Origin of the sequence: Sphingopyxis panaciterrulae (assembly GCF_014199295.1) — a bacterium.
Classification (GTDB): Bacteria; Pseudomonadota; Alphaproteobacteria; order Sphingomonadales; family Sphingomonadaceae; genus Sphingopyxis; species Sphingopyxis panaciterrulae.
This window is the reverse complement of sequence record NZ_JACIJH010000004.1, coordinates 30,145-49,810: the sequence shown is the minus strand read 5'-3', so window position 1 is coordinate 49,810 and position 19,666 is coordinate 30,145. Positions and strand designations below refer to the sequence as shown.

Here is a 19,666-nt window from a genome sequence, read left to right as displayed (position 1 = left end):
ATTCTCGCCCTCACGATCAAGCGGCCGTTGCAAGGAAGCTTATCACGGACATTGTCCTCGGACGGATTGATATTCGAGCTGCGGATTCCGGTATCGCCTTCATCCCGCGCTAAGGAGGCTCCCTGTCTCGACGATCGGGATGTCCCGGAACCTCAAGATAGAAAAGAGCGTTCTGTCAGTAGAAAAGCGGGGACCGACTTGCGTCGTGGGTTCTCGCCAAATCATAAGCTGTGGAGAACTGCGATGCCAAAGCCCGATGTTTCGCCGAGCCTTGCCAATTCACTCCACCATCACAGTCCAGGCTTGGGCAGTTCGCAAGTCGATACAGCCATTGGCAGCGGCGGGGAACTTCACCAGAATGTGCCGGGCCAGGCCGACCATGGGGATGGCACAGCCCATCTGACCGACCATTTCGGCCACCGTTGCAGGCGCACGCAGGCCTTGCTCGACACGGCCAATGTAGCGCCGGACGAAGCGTCGTTCCGGTCGAGACTTTCATGAAAACGGGCGTAACGCGGCATTGGGCGCGCGAACCCAAGGTGCGCGATCTGGCTTGAAAGGGAGGATGACATGACCACACAGGCAATCGAAGGCGGCAAGGCGAAACGCAAAGCGGCCAAGCAGGCAAAGACCGATGCGGTCGCCAGGGCGATGGCACTGGCCCCCGACCTGGCCGCGCGCATCGGCAGTACGCCGAAAACGAAATTCCGGGGCGATCCCGGCGTCTTCGGGCGTCTTGTCGAAGATCATGACAAGCACCGCGCCTTGCTGGCGATGATCGAGGAGACAGCGGGCAAATCGCCGGAACGCCAAAGGCTGTTCGAGGAATTGGTCAAGGAACTCAAGGCTCACGCAGCGGCAGAGGAGCAGGCGCTCTGGTCAACGGTCTTGCGCGATCCGGAGACGACGGATGATGCCCGGCACGCCATTGCCGAACATAAGGAAATCGACGACATGCTCGCCGACCTGGCCGCGCGTGACATGGCCTCGCCCGGATGGCTCCGCCGGTTCGCCGGTCTCAAGGACGAGTATCTCCATCATATCCGCGAGGAGGAGCAAGAGCAGTTCGTCGCGGCGCAGGACCATCTGCAACCGGCCGACGTCCGCTATATGCACCGCGTCTTCAATCGCCGGAAAAAGGAAGAGAAAGCGGCGGCAAAGGTCGAGAAGAAGCTAAAGCTCAAGGGCTGACCGCGGCAGGCAAGGGTATAGGACACCGCTCCGCAGGTGGCGGCGATGATGAAAAGGGGTTGCCGTGCAATCGCCGACAGCGGACGACCGCCGGATATCTCCGCGGTGGTCGGCATCGGTAATCTGACGCCCACCAGCACCACCGCCGACAGGACCGCCACGAGCGCCTGCACGAGGAAGGTCGCCGCGAACATATGCGGGGGTCATGGTCCAGGTAACCAGTTGCGGCCCCACCGGTTGCAGCGCCGCCGGACGCGAAGCCGCCCGCGCCGATAACGATGCGTGCGCAATCGCTTGCCCCGCGCAGCTATTTCCCCGATCACACCCACGATTGGGGGCAACTGGTCTATGCGATTTGCGGCGTGCTCACCGTCGCGATAGCCGGTCGTTCCTTCGTCATCTCTCCCGACCAGGCGGTATGGCTTCCCGCCGGTGTGTCCCATCGCGTCGGCTCGCTGGCCGGCGCCGAATTTCGCAGCCTCTGGGTCGTGCAGGACGCCGGCGCGGGGCTTCCCGCCGCGCCCATCGTCCATGCCGTCCGTCCGCTTCTCAAGGCGCTGATCGTGGAGATTGCTGAGCTTCCACGCGATGGCGATGGCGATGGCTATGCCGGCCGCGTCACCCAACTGATCCTCGATCAACTGCGTCGTGCTGCGCCGATCCCGGCCGCCTTGCCCTGGCCGCGCGATGAAGCCCTCGCGGAACTCTGCGTGGCCCTGTACGCCGATCATCGCTCGGCGGGGCAATGGGCGCGCGCGCTTGGCATGTCTTCGCGGACCCTTTCCCGCCGGTTCGAGACCGAGATCGGCATGAGCCTGCGCTCCTGGCGCCGCCGGATGCGGTTGTTCAAGGCCGTCGAACTGCTCGGCGGCGGGATGGATGTGCGTAGTAGCCACGGCGGTCTGGTGCCGGCTGTCGGACTCGAACCGACGACCTACCGCTTACAAGGCGGTTGCTCTACCAACTGAGCTAAGCCGGCGCGCCGCGTTCTTTGCGTCAAACGATGCCGAAGGTCCAGCCCTCGATGCGGGCGAGCGCGTCGGTCAGCGGGGCGGGGGACCAGGGCGCCGTCTCGCCCGCGATCGCGCGCAGCCATGCGGCGGTCAGCAGCGCGTCGCTCGCATGGTCGCTGATCGGCCCCGACAGGCCCGCCGGCCGCGAGCCGAGCGCCGCCAGCGCGGTGTCGAGCGCGGCGCCGTCGCGGATCTTGCTGCGCCCGCCCCGCACCCCGGCGCGGCGCGCGGCGAGGCTGGTATAGATTTCGACGAGCAGCGGCCCGCGCGCCGGCACCGGGTCGTGCGGCCAGAGCGGGATGCGCCCGCCGAGCCGGTGGAGCAGCCGCATCCCTGACAGGCTCGCCTTGCCGACCTGCGCCGCGCCGACGAGATTGAAGTTGCTGACGCTCGCCGTCTGCTTCGTCGCGCGCTGGTGATGCTCGACGACACGCAGCCGCCCCGCGCCCGGCTCGAACAGGTCGCCGACCACGCCGCCACCGTGGCGGAAATGGCGCCGCGCCTGGGCATGAGCGAGGAAGGCGCCTGCCTCCAGATGCGGGTCGCGCGTCGCGAGCCGTTCGACCAGCGCCCACAGCGCCGGCATGTCGGCCGGGCTGTCCTGCCATTCGGGGAAATAGGCGCCCCGATCCCGAAAGGCGAAGGCGGCCGAAAAATCGAAGCCGATCAGCATGTCGGCACCCGAATCTGCGACACCCTCCAGCCAGTCGGCGATCTCGGTGCGCGACCAGATGTGGCCGGGCCGCACGAGCGCCGGCGCCTGGGTGCCGCGCGCGATGGCCAGCGCGATGCCGCGCTGGCGGGGCCCGCGCGCACCCGACCAGTCGAGCGCGGCGAATTGGGAGAAACGGCGCATCAAGATTGCCCTAGGATCGATCGACATTCAGAAGATGGCGAGCCGAAAATGGCAAGTTTTCGCGACCCGGAGCTCAGCATGCTTTCTGCACGTGAGCACCGGAAGCTCGGGAAGCTGCCATTTGCAGGCCGCCAGGGCTGAATGTCGATCGATCCTAGCGCATGTGTACCACCTTGCACAAAGGGCCGATGCATCCCACATGCGCCTCATGCTGATCGAAACCGAATCGACGCCCAACCCGGCGACCCTGAAATTCCTGCCCGGCCGTCCGGTCATGGAGGCGGGAACGCGCGACTTTGCCAGTCCGGAGGAAGCCGCGGCCTCGCCGCTTGCGACGGCGCTCTTCACCCTCGGCGACGTCACCGGCGTCTTTTTCGGCCGCGACTTCGTTTCGGTGACGATCGCGCCCGGCGCCGAATGGGCCGATGCGAAGCCCGACGTGCTCGGCATCGTCATGGATCATTTCCTTGCCGACATGCCGCTGTTCCATTCGGCGAGCGCGGCGGGCATCGCGGTGCCGGCCGAAGAGGAGGGCGGTTTCGCCGACGATCCTGCCGATGCCGACATTATCGACCAGATCAAGGATCTCATCGAAACGCGCGTCCGCCCCGCGGTTGCCAATGACGGCGGCGACATCATCTATCGCGGCTTCGACAAGGGCAATGTCTATCTGAAGATGCAGGGCGCCTGTTCGGGCTGCCCGTCCTCGACCGCGACCCTGAAGCACGGCATCGAAGCGCTGCTCAAACATTATGTCCCCGAAGTGACCGCGGTTCACGCGATCTGATAATCGAGTACGGACCCTAATCCGCAACAGGAGAATGCCGATGAGCGAGCCGCTTTCCGACAGCGCCCTCGACCAGCTCTTTCGTGCCGCGCGCACCTATAACGGCTATGTCGACCGGCCGGTGAGCGAGGAGCAATTGCGGGCGATCTGGGATTTGATGAAATTCGGCCCGACGAGCGCGAACAGCCTGCCGGCACGGGTCGTCTGGTGCGTGTCCGATGCGGCGAAGGCAAAGCTCGCGGCGCTGTCGATGCCCGCGAATGGCGAGAAGATCCTGAAAGCGCCGGTCACCGCGATCATCGCGATGGATACCGAATTCTACGAGCATCTGCCGGAATTCTTCCCCCACACCGACGCGCGCAGTTGGTTTGCGGGCAATGCGCCGCACGCCGAAACCACCGCCTTTCGCAACTCGAGCCTGCAGGGCGCCTATTTCATCCTCGCGGCGCGCGCGCTCGGTCTCGATACCGGGCCGATGTCGGGCTTCGACAATGCTGCGGTCGACGCGGCCTTCTTCGCCGACACGCCGCAGGTGAAGAGCAATTTCATCTCGACCCTCGGCTACGGCGATCCGGCGAGCATCTTCGAGCGTAGCCCGCGCCCGGATTTCGACCGCTTCAACCGCATCGACTGACGGCGCTTCGCCCGTGCGAACCCTGGTCATCGATTCGGCGAGCGAAGCCTGTTCGGTGGCCCTGTTCGACGCGGACGAACTGGCCGACCATCGGCACGAAGTGATCGGCCGCGGCCACGCCGAGCGGTTGGTGCCGCTGATCGCCGAACTGGCGGATGGTGGCCGCGCCGACGCGATCGCCATCGGCTGCGGCCCCGGCAGTTTCGCCGGGGTGCGCATCGGCGTCGCGGCGGCGCGTGCGCTCGGCCTCGGCTGGCAGGCGCCGGTGCGCGGCTTTTCGACCCTTGCGCTGGTCGCGGCTGGAGCGGCCGACGCGATCCTGGATGCGGACGGCGGCCTCGTCGCGATGGAGGGCGGGCACGGCCAATGGTTCGTGCAGTCCTTCGCCGCCGACCTCGCGCCGCGTGGAGAACTCCAATCGCTCTATCCCGATGCGGCGGTGGAATTGGACGACGCGCTCGTCGTGGGCAACCGCGCAGAAGCGTTCGTCGGCCGGCGCGGCGCGGGGCGGGCGCTGGCGGTACTGCCCGACGCGCGCAGCTTCGCGCGGCTTCCCACCGCGGCGCTGTTCGACGATCCCAGCCCCATCTACGGCCGCGCGCCCGACGCGAAGCCGATGGCGACAGCGTGAGCGAGACGATCCGCCTCGAACGTGCGCGTGTCGGCGACGTCGCCGCGGTGATGCGCGTGATGGAGGCCGCGTTCGACCCCGCATATGGCGAAGCGTGGAGCACGGCGCAGCTTCTCACCCTCTTCGCCTTGCCGTCGGCGCGTGTCGTCATCGCGTGGGACGGGGAGGCGCCGTGCGGCTTTTCGGCGGTGCGCATCGCCGGGCCGGAGAGCGAACTGCTGCTGCTAGCCGTCGATCCGGCGCGGAGGGGGCAGGGGATCGGCCGCCGCCTGCTCGCCGACTGGCAGGGCTGGGCGGCCGCGGAGGGCGCGCAGGACTTCTTTCTCGAAATGCGCGCCGACAATGACGCGATCCATCTCTATCGCCGCGCCGGATTTGCCGAGTGCGGCCGGCGCGCGGCCTATTATCGCGGCGGTGACGGAAAGATGCGCGACGCGATTACCATGCGGTGGACCGACAGCGCTCTTTAATCGCCGCATTCCGCATTGCATAATTGCATCCAGAATGGCATGAATTGGCCGTGGGGAAAGAAAAACCTTAGTAATCCCCGTCCCTTTTTCAGGGTCGCATGCACAAGGATAAACGCTCATGTCGGATCAGGCCGATACCAATGAAATGCTCGTGACGCTGACCGCCGACATCGTCGCGGCGCATGTCAGCAACAACAGCGTCGCGATTTCCGATCTCGCCATGCTGATCGGCAACGTCCATGCCGCGCTCTCGGGCCTCGGCAATCAGCCGGTGGAGGAGGAAAAACCGGTTCCCGCCGTGTCGATCCGATCCTCGATCAAGCCCGACTACATCGTCTGCCTCGAGGACGGCAAGAAGCTGAAGATGCTGCGCCGCCATCTGATGACGCATTATGGCATGACCCCCGATGATTATCGCGCCAAATGGGGCCTGCCCGCCGACTATCCGATGGTCGCGCCCGAGTACGCCGAAAAGCGCCGCGCGCTGGCAAAGCAGATCGGCCTCGGCACCAAGGGACGCGGCGGCGGCCGCAAGCGCCGCAAGGCCTGAGCACGGCCGCGCAGCGGATGGCGAACGGGGCGGCGGCGTGAGGCGCCGCCCTTGTTCTATCCCGGCCGCGGCCCTATAGTTTAGGTAAGATGAGACACGACTGCGCAATTTGCAGGAAAGGCCCGCATGTCCGGAACGATCGACCTTGAAGCCCTGTGCCACGAAAAGGGGCTGCGGATCACCGAGCAGCGACGCATCATCGCGCGCGTGATTTCGGATTCCGAGGATCATCCCGACGTGGAGACGCTTTACGAGCGCGCCTCGGCGCTCGACAGCGGCATTTCGATCGCTACCGTCTATCGCACCGTCCGCCTGTTCGAGGAAGCGGGCATCCTCGACCGCCACGATTTCGGCGACGGCCGCTCGCGCTACGAAGCGGCGCCCGAGGCGCATCACGACCATCTGATCGACGTCGAGACCGGCAAGGTCATAGAATTCGTCGATCCGGAGCTCGAGGCGCTGCAAAAGGTCATCGCCGAACGGCTCGGCTATCGCCTCGTCGATCACCGCATGGAACTTTATGGTGTCTCCCTCGATCGCAAGCGCGACTGATCGCGCTCCGATCACCTGGCGCTCGGTCGTGCGCCTCGCCGCGATGGTGCTGGCGCTGCTGTTTCTGATCGTTCCGCATCTCTGCTATCGCGCCATCGGCCGGCCGTCGCCGATGGTCATGGCCTTTCTCAACGCCGCCGGCTGGATCGCGGGCCTGCGCGTCCGCACCACCGGCACGCGGCTGCGGCGCGACGTGTTGTTCGTCTCCAACCATGTGAGCTGGCTCGATATCCTCGCGCTCGGCGGCGCGGCGCGGTCGGCCTTCGTGTCGAAGGCGGAGGTCGGGACCACCCCGCTCGTCGGCTGGCTCGCCGACCAGAACCGCACCATCTATGTCCAGCGCGAGGCGAAGCGCGAGATCCACAATCAGGCGAACGAGCTTCGCGGTGCGCTCGCGCGGGGCCGCCCGGTGACGCTGTTTCCCGAAGGGACGACCGGCCCCGGCGACGGGCTGCTGCCGTTCCGCGCCTCCCTGCTCCAGGCGGTCATCCCGACGCCGCCGCGGCTGCGCGTCCAGCCGGTGCTGCTCGATTATGGCGAGGATGCGCCCGACATCGCGTGGCTCGACCCCGAATCCGGGCTCGACAATTTCAAGCGACTGCTCGCGCGCAAGCGCCCGATCCGCTTGACCATCCATTATCTCGATCCGCTGCCCGACGCGGTGGAGGCCGATCGCAAGGCGCTGGCCGAGGCGGCACGCGCGGCGATCGCCGGACGGATGGACGAGGCGGCGCGCTCTTCCGCGACCGCGCGCTATCGCCTATAGCGCGCCGATGAAATCCGACTCTCAAAAGACTTTTCACGTCAAATCCTTTGGCTGCCAGATGAACGTCTATGACGGCGAGCGCATGGCGGAGATGCTGGGCGCCGAGGGCTATGCGCCCGCTGCCGAGGGGGCCGACGCCGATCTGGTCGTGCTCAACACCTGCCACATCCGCGAGAAAGCGGCGGAGAAAGTCTATTCGGACATCGGCCGGCTGAAGCGTGCCGACGGCAGCCGCCCGACGATTGCGGTCGCGGGCTGCGTCGCGCAGGCCGAGGGCGCCGAGATCGCGCGCCGCGCGCCGAGCGTCGACGTCGTCGTCGGTCCGCAGGCGTATCACCGTCTGCCCGACCTGATCGCGCGCGCCCAGCGTGGCGAGAAGGCGATCGACCTCGACATGCCGCTCGAAAGCAAGTTCGGCGCGCTGCCGAAACGCGCCGGCGGCCAGCGCCCCACCGCCTTCCTGACCGTGCAGGAAGGCTGCGACAAATTCTGCACCTATTGCGTCGTCCCCTATACGCGCGGCGCCGAGACGAGCCGGCCCTTCGCCGATCTGATTGCCGAGGCGCGGGCGCTGATCGCGGGCGGGGCGCGCGAGATCACGCTGCTCGGCCAGAACGTCAACGCGTGGGACGGCGCGGACGAGCGGGGCAGGGTGATCGGCCTCGACGGGTTGATCCGCGCACTGGCTGCGGAGGACGGGCTCGAACGCATCCGCTACACGACCAGCCACCCGAACGACATGGCCGACGGGCTGATCGCCGCGCATGGCGAGGTCGACAAGCTGATGCCCTTCCTCCATCTGCCGGTGCAGGCGGGTAGCGATCGCATCCTCGCCGCGATGAACCGCAGCCACAGCGTCGAATCCTATCTGAAGGTGATCGAGCGCGTCCGTGCGGCGCGTCCCGACATCGCCATCTCGGGCGATTTCATCGTCGGCTTCCCCGGCGAGAGCGAAGCCGATTTCGAAGCGACGCTCGATATCGTCCGCGCGACGAATTATGCGATGGCCTACAGCTTCAAATATTCGCGCCGCCCCGGCACGCCGGCGGCGTCGATGGATGGCCAGATCGACGAGGCGGTGATGAACGACCGGCTCCAGCGGCTTCAGGCGCTGCTCAACGAACAGCAGCAGGCGTTCAACGAGAGGACGGTGGGCCGGACGACGCGCCTGCTCCTCGAACGCAAGGGCAAGCATGACGGCCAGCTCATCGGCAAGTCGCCCTGGCTCCAGTCGGTCCACGTCACCGCGCCCGGCCTGGCGATCGGCGACATGGTTGACGTGCGGGTCACCTCCGCCGGCCCGAACAGCCTCGGCGCCGAACCGCTGATGGAAGAAGTCGCCTAGTGCGATCCGCTGAAACAAAAACTCCGTTCGTGCTGAGCTTGTCGAAGCACCGCCCTTCTTGTTGCGACGTCAAAAGAAAATACGGCCCTGCGACAAGCTCAGGGCGGACGGTTTTATTTCGCTGAACCTGGTTCAAGGAGTGCTGCCCACGTGTCCAAACGCCCGCTCACCGCCGCAACGCCCGCCGAACCCGGTGATCGCGTCCGATTGACGGCGGAGTTCGAGCGGACGCAGCTCTTGGGCATCCTCTTCGGCGAGTTCGACCGCAACCTCGTCGCGATCGAGAACCGCCTCGGCGTCTATATCTCGGCGCGCGGCAACCGCGTGCAGATCGAGGGGGAGGCGGAGGCCGCGGCGCGCGCCCGCGACGTGCTTACCGAACTCTACGATCGGATCGAGCGCGGCGAGGAGATCGACGCCGGCCTCGTCGACGCGGTGATCGCGATGACCGCGCAGCCGACGCTCGACGGCATCATTCGCCAGGATGCGAGCGAGGCGCCGACGGTGATGATCCGCACGCGCAAGAAAACGATCGTTCCGCGCGCGCCCTCGCAGGTTCCCTATATGCAGGCGCTTGCGCGCGACGACGTGATCTTCGCGCTCGGCCCCGCGGGCACCGGCAAGACCTATCTCGCGGTCGCGCAGGCGGTCGCGCAGCTCATCACCGGGAGCGTCCAGCGCCTGATCCTCTCGCGTCCCGCGGTCGAAGCGGGGGAGAAGCTCGGTTTCCTGCCCGGCGACATGAAGGAAAAGGTCGATCCCTATCTGCGCCCGCTCTACGACGCCTTGCACGACTGCCTGCCCGCCGAGCAGGTCGAGCGCCGCATCGCGTCGGGAGAGATAGAGATCGCGCCGCTCGCCTTCATGCGCGGCCGCACCCTCGCCGACGCCTTCATCATCCTCGACGAGGCGCAGAACACGACGATCCCCCAGATGAAGATGTTCCTCACCCGCTTCGGCATGAACAGCCGCATGGTGATCTGCGGTGACCCCAAGCAGGTCGACCTGCCCGCGCCGGCGACCTCGGGCCTCGCCGATGCGGTCGCGCGGCTCGAGGGGGTCGAAGGCATCAACGTCAGTCGCTTCACCGCCGCCGACGTCGTCCGCCACCCGATCGTCGGGCGGATCGTCGAAGCCTATGAAGGACCGGGGGCGTAGGGCCGCCTTCACAAAGAGTGGCAGCTTTGGGGTGGGAAACTGCCTCGCGGCCTCGTCATGCTGAACTTGTTTCAGCATCCATGGCCGGACCTCTCACCCTGCGCTGCGCCGAAGGAAACGGCAGGCCATGGACCCTGAAACAAGTTCAGGGTGACGATGAAAGAGAAGGCAGGCTTTCGATCTCCCCGCACGTAAAAAGGCCCGCCGGAGACCGGCGAGCCTCTGGTTTGTGGGAATGTGCGGGCCGGTGCGACTTGGCCTCGAAGGCTGCCAGCCCGGTGCTGCCAGGGCGCGAGGATCGCAACCGTCAGGGAGAGCCGCAGCGGTAGGCCGAGCGCTGCGAGAAAACTCTCTCCGCCTTCATGAGCTTCGTTCACCTCGCCTGCGCCATGATATGGTTATGTTGAATGCAGACAATGCCTAGGCCTTCCTCGCGCCGTCGACGCTCCAGATCCCCGCGCCGCGCGTCGCGATGAACAGGAAAAGGAAGCAGTAAAGCACGATCGTCTCGCCGCCGTTGGCGATGGGATAGGGGCCGTTGCTGCCGTGCACCATCCAGTAACCGACGGCCGCCATGCCGCTGGCGATGAAGGCCGCGGGGCGGGTGAAGAGGCCCAGGACGATCAGGCCACCCGCGACCAGTTCGATCGCTCCCGCCGCGTGCAGCATCGGATTGAGCGGCATCGGGAAATCGGTCGGGAAATTGAAGAATTTCTGTACCCCGTGCGCGAGGAACAAAAGGCCCGCGACGATGCGCAGCAGCGCATAGGCCTGTTCGCCGAAACCATCGAGAAATTTCATGATCGTCCCCTCCATGTCGCGATCGACAAAGGCGACGCTATCGGATTTCTCCCGAAACACGAAATTTTTTCGTGCGCCATGTCACATCCGCCGACCCTGCCTCGTCAGGCCGGTACAACCCAGCAAAGGAGATGTGACATGACCAGCATAACCGACCCCTTCGCCGCCTCCCCGCAACTGATGAAGCAATGGATGGCGGTCAGCCTCGCGGCTGAAAAAAGCCTTGAAAAGAGCCTGATCGAGCTGGTCAAGATCCGCTCGTCGATCCTGAACGGCTGCGCCAACTGCATCAATATGCACACCGCCGATGCCCGCGCGCATGGCGAGACCGAGCAGCGCATCTACCTGGTCGCGGCGTGGCACGAAGCGCCGGTCTACACGCCGCGCGAGCGGGCCGCGCTCGCCTGGACCGACGCCTTGACGCGCCTGTCGCAGGGGCACACACAAAAAGAAGCGCGCGAAGCGCTCGAAGCGCATTTCACGCCGGAGGAGCAGATGAACCTGACCGTGATGATCAACGTCATCAACGGCTGGAACCGCATCGCGGTCGGCTTCGACCTCTGGTACGAAGGCGGCGTGCCGGCGAAGGCCGCCTGATGACGGCGCCGGGCCGCCAGGACAGCGCGGACGCGGCGGCGGATTTCGACCCGCTGCGCCCGCTGCTGACCCGCGTCGCCTATCGCATGCTCGGCTCGCTCGCCGATGCCGAGGATGTGGTGCAAGACGCCTTCCTGCGCTGGCTCGGCACCGATCGCGCCGCGGTCGAGGTGCCCGAGGCGTGGTTGCGCCGCACCGTGACCCGCCTCTGCCTCGACCAATTGAAATCGGCGCGGTACCGGCGCGAAACCTATGTCGGGCCGTGGCTGCCCGAGCCGCTCGTCGAGGAGGAGCCCGACGACGACGTCACCCTGCCGCTGATGCTCGCGCTCGAACGGCTCTCGCCGCTGGAGCGCGCGGCCTTCCTCCTCCACGACGTGTTCGGCGTCGGCTTCGATGAGGTCGCGGCGACGATCGGCCGCGACGCCGCGGCGGCGCGCCAGCTCGCCGCCCGTGCCCGCACCCATGTTCGCGAGGCGCGCCCGCGCTACAAGCTCGAAAAGCAACGCGGCCTCGAAATCGCGAGCGCCTTCTTCGCCGCTTCGCGCAGCGGGGACATGGACACCCTCGGCGCGCTGCTCGCCGCCGATGTCGGCATGTGGTCCGACGGCGGCGGCAAGCGCCCCGCCGCGGTCGTGCCGGTGCTGGGTTTCGACACGGTGCTGAAGCTTCACCGCAGCCTCGCCGTGCTGTTTGCCAAATATGGCTCGACGCTGGTCCAGACCGGCCTGATCAACGGCCTGCCGGGCTTCGTCACCCGCGAGGCCGACGGCGAGCTCCAGACCACGGCGCTGGAGATCGAAGCGGGCCAGATCGTCGCCATCTATGTCATGCGCAACCCCGACAAGTTGCGGCATATGCATTAGGACCGGAGGGAGAATCCCGGAGATTCATGCTCTCTCCCCTGCAGCGGAGAGAGCTTTTGCTTGCTCCGCCAATCTTTGCGCTCACCTGCATCCGCCCACCAATCCCATTTGCCTCGCCTGTATTGTCAGTGTAATACGGGGGCCGGCATGACCGCGTTCAACCACCCGCTTTTCTCCTCTCCGCCGCCGCCGGCGGAGGAAGTGCCGCTTGTCCCGCCGACCGATGCCGCCGCGCGGCGGTCCGAATCCCGCTGGCGCCGGCGGCTGCGCTGGGTCGGGCGGGGCTTTGCGGCGTTCGCGCTTCTCTTCATTCTGCTCGTCGGCTGGCTCGCGATCACCGCGCCGCTGTCCAAGTCGCTGGAGCCGATCGCGCCGCCCGAACTCACCCTGCTGGCGTCCGACGGCACCCCGATCGCGCGTACCGGCGCGATCGTCGAAACGCCGGTCGAGGTGGCGAAGCTGCCGAAGCATGTCACCGGCGCCTTCGTCGCGATCGAGGACCGGCGCTTCTACAGTCATTGGGGCATCGACCCGCGCAGCATCGCGCGGGCTCTCTGGACCAACATGACCTCGGGCCGCACCCAGGGCGGCAGCACCATCACCCAGCAACTCGCCAAATTCACCTTCCTCTCGCCCAAGCAGACCCTCGGCCGCAAGGCGCGCGAGGCGCTGATCGCCTTCTGGCTGGAAGCGTGGCTGACCAAGGACGAGATTCTCGAACGCTATCTGTCGAACGCCTATTTCGGCGACAATTGCTATGGGTTGCGTGCCGCCTCGCTCCATTACTTCAACCGTCAGCCCGAAAAACTCGACCCCGCGCAGGCGGCGCTGCTCGCGGGATTGGTCAAGGCGCCCTCGCGCCTCGCTCCGACCCGCAATCCGGACCTCGCGATGGACCGGATGCGCCTCGTGCTCGGGGCGATGGCGGAGGAGGGCTATATCACGCCGCAGCAGGCGAGGGCGGCGCGTGCCCCGCGCATCGACGGGCGCGACCGCCGGGAGCTTCCGACCGGCACCTATTTCGCCGACTGGGCGCTGCCCGAGGCACGCAAATTGAGCGACGTCGGCTATGCGCGCCAGACGATCCGCACGACGCTCGATTCGCGGCTCCAGGCGGCCGCCCGCCGCGCCGTCGCGCGCGCGCCGCTCGGCAAGGCGCAGATCGCGCTCGTCGCGATGCGTCCGAACGGAGAGGTGGTCGCGATGATCGGGGGCAAGGACTATGCCGACAGCCCGTTCAACCGCGCGACGCAGGCGCGGCGCCAGCCGGGCTCGACCTTCAAGCTCTTCGTCTATCTCGCCGCGCTGCGCAACGGGTGGGAGCCAGAGGACGAGATCGACAACCGGCCGATCGAAACCGGCAGCTATCGTCCCAAGAATGCGGGCGGCGCCTATTCCCCGACGATCAGCCTCGAGCGCGCCTTCGCTACCTCCAGCAACGTCGCGGCGGTGCGACTGTTCCAGGAGGTCGGCGCCGACAAGGTCATTGCGATGGCGCGCGCGCTCGGCGTCACCGCACCGCTGCCCAAGGGCGATTCCAGCCTCGCGCTCGGCACGTCGAGCATGACCCTGCTCGAGCTGACTTCGGCCTATGCCGCGGTCGCGGCCGATAGCTATCCGGTCGAACCGCACGCCTTCGAGGCGGCGGAGAAGGGCTGGTTCACCCGCTTCATTTCCGGCCCCGACAGCTTCGGGTCGCGCGAGCACGACGATATGGAACAGATGCTGCGTGCAACGGTTAACCGTGGCACCGGCCGCGCGGCGATGCTCAGCGTCCCCAATTTCGGCAAGACGGGCACCAGCCAGGACAATCGCGATGCGCTGTTCGTCGGCTATGCCGGCGACCTCGTCGTCGGCGTGTGGGTCGGCAACGACGACAATTCGCCGCTGCGGGGCGTTTCGGGCGGCGGCCTGCCGGCGCGCGTCTGGCGCGACTTCATGACCCAGGCGCTGGGGCAGAAGAGCGCGCCGAAGCGGACGACCCCGCCCGCGAATCCCGAAGGGCCGGTGCAGCCGCTCGACGTGCCCGACATCGGCGCCATCCCGGTCGGTGATCGGACCAGCGTCGGCGTGCAGGACGGGCAGGCGGTCATCCGAACCGAGATCAATGGCACCGCCATCGACCTCAAGCTCCCCCTCGGCGACCGGCCGCCCACGCCGCCCGCGGGCGCGCCGGCTCCCGAACCGGCGCCCCAGCCGACGCCGCCATGACCCGCGCTTCCCAACCCCGTTCGCCCTGAGCTTGTCGAAGGGGCGTTCTTTCGTTCGGCGCGGAAGACCGATGCCCCCCCGCAATTTCCGCTGTCCTACAATATCGCGGCGCGTTACCGTCTCCGACATGGTCCTGACTTTCCTCCATCCGGCCCGAAAAACGCGATTTGCGAGTGAAGTTGCGCGGATTTCCGCCCTTTTTCGTATCGGGCCCATTGCATGCTGAGCGTCGAAACCCAGCAGGCCTCGCCCTGGCCGGACAGTCTCGATTGGGACGCGCGGGCAGGGGAGGCGGTCGCCGCGGCGCTCGCGCTGACCCCCTGGGCGGGCCTCGCCGATGCCGCGCCGCTTGTCGAGGTCGCGGTGCGGCTGACCGGCGACGACGAGGTGCAGGCGCTCAACCGCGACTTTCGCGGCAAGGACAGGCCCACCAACGTCCTCTCTTTCCCGCAGGTGCAGGCCGACCTGCTCGCCGGCCTCGCCAACAGCGACGCCAAAGAATCCGGGGGGGGAGAGATATTGCTCGGCGATATCGTGCTGGCGCGCGAAACCTGCGCGCGCGAGGCGGCGGAGAAGGGCATTTCGCTGGCGGATCATGCAACGCACCTGATCGTCCACGGTACGCTCCATCTCGTCGGCTATGATCATATCGACGATCCGGCCGCCACGGCGATGGAGGCGCTGGAGGTGAAAGCCCTTGCATCGCTGGGCATCGCCAATCCATATGACGATCAGGACTAGGGTCAGAACCCCAACAAGGATAGACGCACCATCATGCCCGACGACCAGGGACCTTCGAACCGATCGGAAGAGGACAGTAGATCCGGCCTGCTGGCCGGCCTCAAATCCTTGTTGTTTGGCGGAAATGGCGAGCCAAGCCTGCGCGAACAGATCGAGGAGGCGATCGACGAGGCCGAGGAGGAGGGCGCCGAGCGCCGCGGCAGCAGCATCGTCGGCGACCTGTCGCCCATCGAACGCAAGATGCTGCGCAACCTTCTCCATTTCGGCGAGGAGACGGTCGACGACGTCGCGGTGCCGCGCTCCGACATCATCGCCATCGACGAAAGCGCGTCCTTCCAGGATATCGTCGCCCTCTTTGCCGAGGCGGGGCACAGCCGCCTGCCGGTCTATCGCGAAAATCTCGACGAGGTGGTCGGGATGATCCACGTCAAGGACGTGTTCGCGGTGCTCGCCGAGGGCCGCGTGCCGCCGCCGCTGATCGACCTGATCCGCCAGCCGCTCTACGTCCCGCAATCGATGGGCGTGCTCGACCTGCTCGCCGGGATGCGCGCGCAGCGCACCCATCTCGCGATCGTGATCGACGAATATTCGGGGACCGAGGGTCTCGTGACCATCGAGGATCTGGTCGAGGAGATTGTGGGCGAGATCGAGGATGAGCATGACGACGAACCGGCCATCCTCTTCGCACCGGGTGAAAACGGTTGCTGGGAGGCGGACGCGCGCGCCGAACTCGACGACATCGGCGAGACGATCGACCCGCGGCTGGCCGAGGTCGAGGAGGATGTCGATACCGTCGGCGGCCTCGCCGCGGTGCTGGCCGGCCATGTCCCGGAGGTCGGCGAAATCCTGCTCCACCCCAGCGGCTGGCGCATCGAGGTGACCGAGGCCGACGAACGCCGCGTCCATCACCTCCGCCTCCACCCTCCGGTCGAGGTCGACCTCGAAGCCTCGCCGGACCGCGGCGACGAATTCTGACGCGACGGCGGTGGGTCCGTCCGGCTTTGGAAGGAGCCATTCCCCGTCTCGTCACCCCGGACTTGATCCGGGGTCCCGCTTTTCCGGCGTCGCTGAGCGGGACCCCGGATCAAGTCCGGGGTGACGAAGAAAGCAAAAGCACATGCCTGCCGTCAAACCGATCGCCTGGCGACCCGACCGCTCGATTGCCTTTGCGGGGCGATATGACTAGCGCAGGGGAAATGGACGCTTCCGACCTCCGCATCGCGCTGTTCAGCGGCAATTACAACATGACGGTCGACGGCGCCAACAAGGCGCTCAACCGGCTCGTCGGCTATCTGCTGCGGCAGGGGGCGGCGGTGCGCGTCTATTCGCCGACGGTCGACGACCCCGATTTCGCGCCGACCGGCGATCTCGTCAGCGTGCCGTCGATGGCGATCCCCGGACGCGGCGAATATCGTATTCCCTTGTCCTTCTCGTCCCGGGTGCGCGAGGATATCAGCAAGTTCGCGCCGAACATCCTCCATATATCGAGCCCCGACCGCGTGTCGCGGCAGGCCGCGGCCTGGGCGCGGCGACGGCGCATTCCGGTCGCCTGCTCGGTCCACACGCGCTTCGAAACCTATTTTCGCTACTATAATCTCTCCTTCCTCGAACCGCTCTGCGTCGCCTGGCTGCGCCGGCTCTATCGCCGCTGCGACGCGCTGATCGCACCCTCCGAAAGCTTTGCGCAGGTGTTGCGCGAGCAGCGGATGAACTACGACATCGGCATCTGGACCCGCGGGGTCGAGCGCGAGATTTTCCATCCCGGCCGCCGCGACGCGGACTGGCGGCGCGAGCTCGATATCGACGACGACACGCCGGTCATCGGCTTCCTCGGCCGGTTGGTCATGGAAAAGGGGCTCGACGTCTTCGCCGACACGATCGACGCGCTGCGCCGCCGCGGCGTTCCGCACGAGGTCGTCGTGATCGGCGAGGGGCCGGCTGGCGACTGGTTCGAATCGCGCCTGCCCCGCGCCCGCTTCGTCGGTTTTCAGGGCGGCGAGGCGCTCGCCCGCGCGCTCGCTTCGTGCGACATGCTGTTCAACCCGTCGGTGACCGAAACCTTCGGCAATGTAACGCTGGAGGCGATGGCGTGCGGCCTGCCGGTGGTCGCGGCGCGCGCGACCGGCAGCGCGAGCATCGTCAAGCACGGCCAGACCGGCTATCTCGTGTCGCCCGGTGCGATCAGCCTCTTCGCCGACGAGCTCGAACGCTATTGCCGCGACCCGCAGATCCGCGCCGCGCACGGCGCCGCGGCGGTGCAGGAAAGCACGGCTTATCAGTGGGATGCGATCAACCAGTCGGTCGCCGATACCTATATTCGCCTGATCCGCCAGAAGCAGCGCGTGGGCTGAGACGATGGCGGCGGACCTGTTCGGCGACGACACCCCGGCGGCGACACCCGACAACGGGGCTGCCGGCCCGGCGCCGCTCGCCGAGCGGCTGCGCCCCAACAGTCTCGCCGAGGTGGTGGGGCAGGAGCATCTGACCGGCCCCGACGGCGCGATCGGCCGCATGGTCGCGGCGGGGCAATTGTCGTCGATCATCCTCTGGGGCCCGCCGGGCACCGGCAAGACGACGATCGCCCGCCTGCTCGCCGAGGCGGTCGGGATGCGCTTCGCGCCGCTGTCGGCGGTCTTCTCGGGGGTCGCCGACCTCAAGAAGGCCTTTGCCGATGCCGAGAAGATGGCGGCGGCGGGCAAGCGCACCCTGCTGTTCGTCGACGAGATACACCGCTTCAATCGCGCGCAACAGGACGGCTTCCTGCCCTTCGTCGAGCGCGGCACGGTCGTGCTCGTCGGCGCCACGACCGAAAACCCCAGCTTCGCGCTCAACGCCGCGCTGCTCAGCCGGGCGCAGGTGCTGGTGCTGCACCGCCTCGACGAAGCCGCGCTCGAAACGCTGGTCGAGCGCGCCGAGACCGAGGTCGGGCGGCCGCTGCCGGTCACCGCCGACGCCCGCGCCGCGCTGATCGCCAGCGCCGACGGCGACGGCCGCTTCCTGCTCAACCAGGTCGAGACCTTGTTCGCCGCCGCGATCGACGCGCCGCTCGATCCCGCCGAACTCGCGCAATTCCTGCATCGCCGCATGCCGGTCTATGACAAGGACCGCGACGGCCACTACAATCTCATTTCGGCGCTGCACAAGGCGATGCGCGGCTCGGACCCGCAGGCGTCGCTCTACTGGCTGGCGCGGATGCTCGTGGCGGGGGAGGAGCCGCTCTACGTGCTGCGCCGCATCACCCGCTTCGCGAGTGAGGACATCGGGCTCGCCGACCCGCAGGCGCTCGTCCAGTGCCTTGCCGCGAAGGATGCCTTCCAGTTCCTCGGATCGCCCGAGGGCGAGTTGGCGATCGTGCAGGCGTGCCTCTATTGCGCGACCGCGCCCAAATCGAACGCCGCCTATGCCGCGCAGAAGGCGGCGTGGGCCGCGGCGCGCGACACCGGCAGCCTTGCGCCGCCCGCGAACATTCTCAACGCGCCGACGAAGCTGATGAAGGATCTCGGCTATGGCGCCGGCTACAGCTACGATCATGATGCACCCGAAGGCTTTTCGGGCGACAATTATTGGCCCGCCGAGATGGAGCCGGCGACCTTCTATCGCCCCGTCGACCGCGGTTTCGAAAAGCGCATCGCCGAACGACTAGCCTGGTGGGACGAGCGGCGGCGCGAACGGAGGGACGGCGAATGACGCGCCGTTTCGACAATTGGGACGAGGTCGTCGCTTTCGCCTGCGCGCTGCCCGATGTCGAAATGGCCCCTTTCTATGGCACGCCCTGCCCGAAGGTGAACGGCAAGGCCTTCGTCTCGCCGGGGCGCGAAGAGGGCAGCTTCCACGTCATGGCGCCGCATGAGGAGAAGGAGCTTCTTCTCGAAACCGACCCCGACAGCTTCTGGCAGACACCGCACTATGAAGGCTGGCCGGGCCTCCTCGTGCGCTATGGCGCGCCCGATCCCGACCGGGTCGCCGACGTCATCCGCCGCGCCTGGTGGGACCGCGCGAAGAAGGCGCAGCGCGAGGCCTTCGGGCCGCGGCCTTAACCCGGATAGCGTTCGAAACTCGGCATCTGGTCGAGCTTTTCCATCCAGCCGATGCGCTCGGCGGTCTGGATCTGCACCTGCGCCGGGATCAGGTCGGGGTCGTCGAGCGTCGCGGTCTGGACGTCGATCTGGCCGGGGAAAATCGCCTCGTTGGTGTAGAAGAGGCCGGTGCCGCATTCGCCGCAGAAATGGCGGCGGCCATGCTCGGACGATGCATAGATTTTCGGAGTCCCGCTGACCTCGAGCGCATCCTGCCCGACCAGACCCCAGCCGACGAGCGGTGCCCCGGCATGGCGGCGGCAATCGCTGCAATGGCACAGGGCATGATGAACGACTTCGGTCGGCATCGAATAATGAATGTTTCCGCAATGGCAGCGGCCGGTGGCGCGAGACGGAGATGTCATGACGAATATCCTTTCGATTGCCATGGGAACATATCATGAACTCATGCTGCTCGGCT

21 protein-coding genes, 1 tRNA gene and 1 pseudogene are annotated in these 19,666 nt (G+C 66.9%); 19 read left to right on the top strand and 4 right to left on the bottom strand.

Features of this window, described 5'->3' with window-relative positions; genetic code table 11:
• Positions 1-570 precede the first annotated feature (570 nt).
• Both FHR21_RS08635 and FHR21_RS21295 read left to right on the top strand, forming a co-directional pair.
• Entirely contained in the window at positions 571-1,191 is a 621-nt protein-coding gene (locus tag FHR21_RS08635; RefSeq protein ID WP_338113111.1) for a hemerythrin domain-containing protein, read from the top strand.
• A gap of 278 nt (positions 1,192-1,469) precedes the next feature.
• Positions 1,470-2,063 (top strand): annotated as a pseudogene (locus FHR21_RS21295) (AraC family transcriptional regulator); the annotation flags it as partial.
• A gap of 31 nt (positions 2,064-2,094) precedes the next feature.
• On the opposite strand, the gene FHR21_RS08625 reads toward FHR21_RS21295, so the two are convergent.
• Positions 2,095-2,170, bottom strand: a tRNA-Thr gene (locus tag FHR21_RS08625).
• 17 nt (positions 2,171-2,187) lie between these two features.
• Complete coding sequence (locus tag FHR21_RS08620) at positions 2,188-3,060, bottom strand: hypothetical protein (protein WP_184097262.1); 873 nt, start codon at positions 3,058-3,060, stop codon at positions 2,188-2,190.
• A gap of 208 nt (positions 3,061-3,268) precedes the next feature.
• Between FHR21_RS08620 and FHR21_RS08615 the strand changes: the two genes are divergently transcribed.
• The 9 genes from FHR21_RS08615 (at position 3,269) to FHR21_RS08575 (ending at position 9,953) form a co-directional block, all read left to right on the top strand.
• On the top strand, positions 3,269-3,847 hold the full coding sequence (locus FHR21_RS08615; RefSeq protein ID WP_184097260.1) for a NifU family protein: 579 nt from the start codon (positions 3,269-3,271) through the stop codon (positions 3,845-3,847).
• 40 nt (positions 3,848-3,887) lie between these two features.
• Positions 3,888-4,481: a malonic semialdehyde reductase gene (locus FHR21_RS08610; RefSeq protein ID WP_184097258.1), complete on the top strand. Its 594-nt coding sequence runs from the start codon at positions 3,888-3,890 to the stop codon at positions 4,479-4,481.
• Between the two features lie 13 nt (positions 4,482-4,494).
• The gene (gene tsaB, locus FHR21_RS08605) at positions 4,495-5,112 is read left to right on the top strand and encodes a tRNA (adenosine(37)-N6)-threonylcarbamoyltransferase complex dimerization subunit type 1 TsaB (protein ID WP_184097256.1); all 618 of its coding nucleotides are present in this window, start codon (positions 4,495-4,497) and stop codon (positions 5,110-5,112) included.
• Complete coding sequence (locus FHR21_RS08600) at positions 5,109-5,582, top strand: GNAT family N-acetyltransferase (protein ID WP_338113110.1); 474 nt, start codon at positions 5,109-5,111, stop codon at positions 5,580-5,582. Before tsaB ends, FHR21_RS08600 begins: the two co-directional genes overlap by 4 nt.
• Before the next feature lie 118 nt (positions 5,583-5,700).
• The gene (locus tag FHR21_RS08595; protein ID WP_184097254.1) at positions 5,701-6,132 is read left to right on the top strand and encodes a Ros/MucR family transcriptional regulator; all 432 of its coding nucleotides are present in this window, start codon (positions 5,701-5,703) and stop codon (positions 6,130-6,132) included.
• A gap of 126 nt (positions 6,133-6,258) precedes the next feature.
• Positions 6,259-6,684: a Fur family transcriptional regulator gene (locus FHR21_RS08590; protein ID WP_184097252.1), complete on the top strand. Its 426-nt coding sequence runs from the start codon at positions 6,259-6,261 to the stop codon at positions 6,682-6,684.
• Complete coding sequence (locus FHR21_RS08585; protein WP_184097250.1) at positions 6,656-7,450, top strand: 1-acyl-sn-glycerol-3-phosphate acyltransferase; 795 nt, start codon at positions 6,656-6,658, stop codon at positions 7,448-7,450. Before FHR21_RS08590 ends, FHR21_RS08585 begins: the two co-directional genes overlap by 29 nt.
• A 7-nt stretch (positions 7,451-7,457) precedes the next feature.
• Positions 7,458-8,795 (top strand): tRNA (N6-isopentenyl adenosine(37)-C2)-methylthiotransferase MiaB, encoded by a 1,338-nt coding sequence (miaB, locus tag FHR21_RS08580; protein WP_184097248.1) that lies wholly within the window; start codon positions 7,458-7,460, stop codon positions 8,793-8,795.
• Positions 8,796-8,945: 150 nt separating this feature from the next.
• Complete coding sequence (locus FHR21_RS08575; protein WP_184097246.1) at positions 8,946-9,953, top strand: PhoH family protein; 1,008 nt, start codon at positions 8,946-8,948, stop codon at positions 9,951-9,953.
• A gap of 420 nt (positions 9,954-10,373) precedes the next feature.
• Here the strand turns inward: FHR21_RS08575 and FHR21_RS08565 are convergent, their stop codons facing one another.
• Complete coding sequence (locus FHR21_RS08565; RefSeq protein WP_184097244.1) at positions 10,374-10,754, bottom strand: DoxX family protein; 381 nt, start codon at positions 10,752-10,754, stop codon at positions 10,374-10,376.
• A gap of 138 nt (positions 10,755-10,892) precedes the next feature.
• On the opposite strand from FHR21_RS08565, the gene FHR21_RS08560 reads away from it, so the two are divergent.
• From FHR21_RS08560 to FHR21_RS08525, 8 genes are all read left to right on the top strand, one after another.
• Positions 10,893-11,351 carry a carboxymuconolactone decarboxylase family protein gene (locus FHR21_RS08560; RefSeq protein WP_184097242.1) on the top strand — a complete coding sequence of 153 codons (459 nt, stop codon included), beginning with the start codon at positions 10,893-10,895 and terminating at the stop codon, positions 11,349-11,351.
• Positions 11,351-12,217 carry a sigma-70 family RNA polymerase sigma factor gene (locus FHR21_RS08555; RefSeq protein ID WP_184097240.1) on the top strand — a complete coding sequence of 289 codons (867 nt, stop codon included), beginning with the start codon at positions 11,351-11,353 and terminating at the stop codon, positions 12,215-12,217. Before FHR21_RS08560 ends, FHR21_RS08555 begins: the two co-directional genes overlap by 1 nt.
• A 147-nt stretch (positions 12,218-12,364) precedes the next feature.
• Positions 12,365-14,428, top strand: coding sequence for a transglycosylase domain-containing protein (locus FHR21_RS08550; RefSeq protein ID WP_184097238.1), 2,064 nt, complete (start codon positions 12,365-12,367; stop codon positions 14,426-14,428).
• 219 nt (positions 14,429-14,647) lie between these two features.
• The gene (ybeY, locus tag FHR21_RS08545) at positions 14,648-15,169 is read left to right on the top strand and encodes an rRNA maturation RNase YbeY (RefSeq protein WP_184097236.1); all 522 of its coding nucleotides are present in this window, start codon (positions 14,648-14,650) and stop codon (positions 15,167-15,169) included.
• A 33-nt stretch (positions 15,170-15,202) separates the two neighbouring features.
• Positions 15,203-16,144, top strand: a complete 942-nt coding sequence (locus FHR21_RS08540) for a hemolysin family protein (protein ID WP_184097234.1) — start codon at positions 15,203-15,205, stop codon at positions 16,142-16,144.
• Positions 16,145-16,365: 221 nt separating this feature from the next.
• Positions 16,366-17,520, top strand: coding sequence for a glycosyltransferase family 4 protein (locus FHR21_RS08535; RefSeq protein WP_184097232.1), 1,155 nt, complete (start codon positions 16,366-16,368; stop codon positions 17,518-17,520).
• Positions 17,521-17,524: 4 nt separating this feature from the next.
• Positions 17,525-18,856, top strand: coding sequence for a replication-associated recombination protein A (locus tag FHR21_RS08530; RefSeq protein WP_184097230.1), 1,332 nt, complete (start codon positions 17,525-17,527; stop codon positions 18,854-18,856).
• Positions 18,853-19,206 (top strand): MmcQ/YjbR family DNA-binding protein, encoded by a 354-nt coding sequence (locus FHR21_RS08525; RefSeq protein WP_184097228.1) that lies wholly within the window; start codon positions 18,853-18,855, stop codon positions 19,204-19,206. The genes FHR21_RS08530 and FHR21_RS08525 overlap by 4 nt, the downstream gene beginning before the upstream one ends.
• Here the strand turns inward: FHR21_RS08525 and FHR21_RS08520 are convergent.
• Positions 19,203-19,610: a GFA family protein gene (locus tag FHR21_RS08520; RefSeq protein WP_184097226.1), complete on the bottom strand. Its 408-nt coding sequence runs from the start codon at positions 19,608-19,610 to the stop codon at positions 19,203-19,205. The genes FHR21_RS08525 and FHR21_RS08520 overlap by 4 nt on opposite strands.
• Between the last annotated feature and the right edge of the window lie 56 nt (positions 19,611-19,666).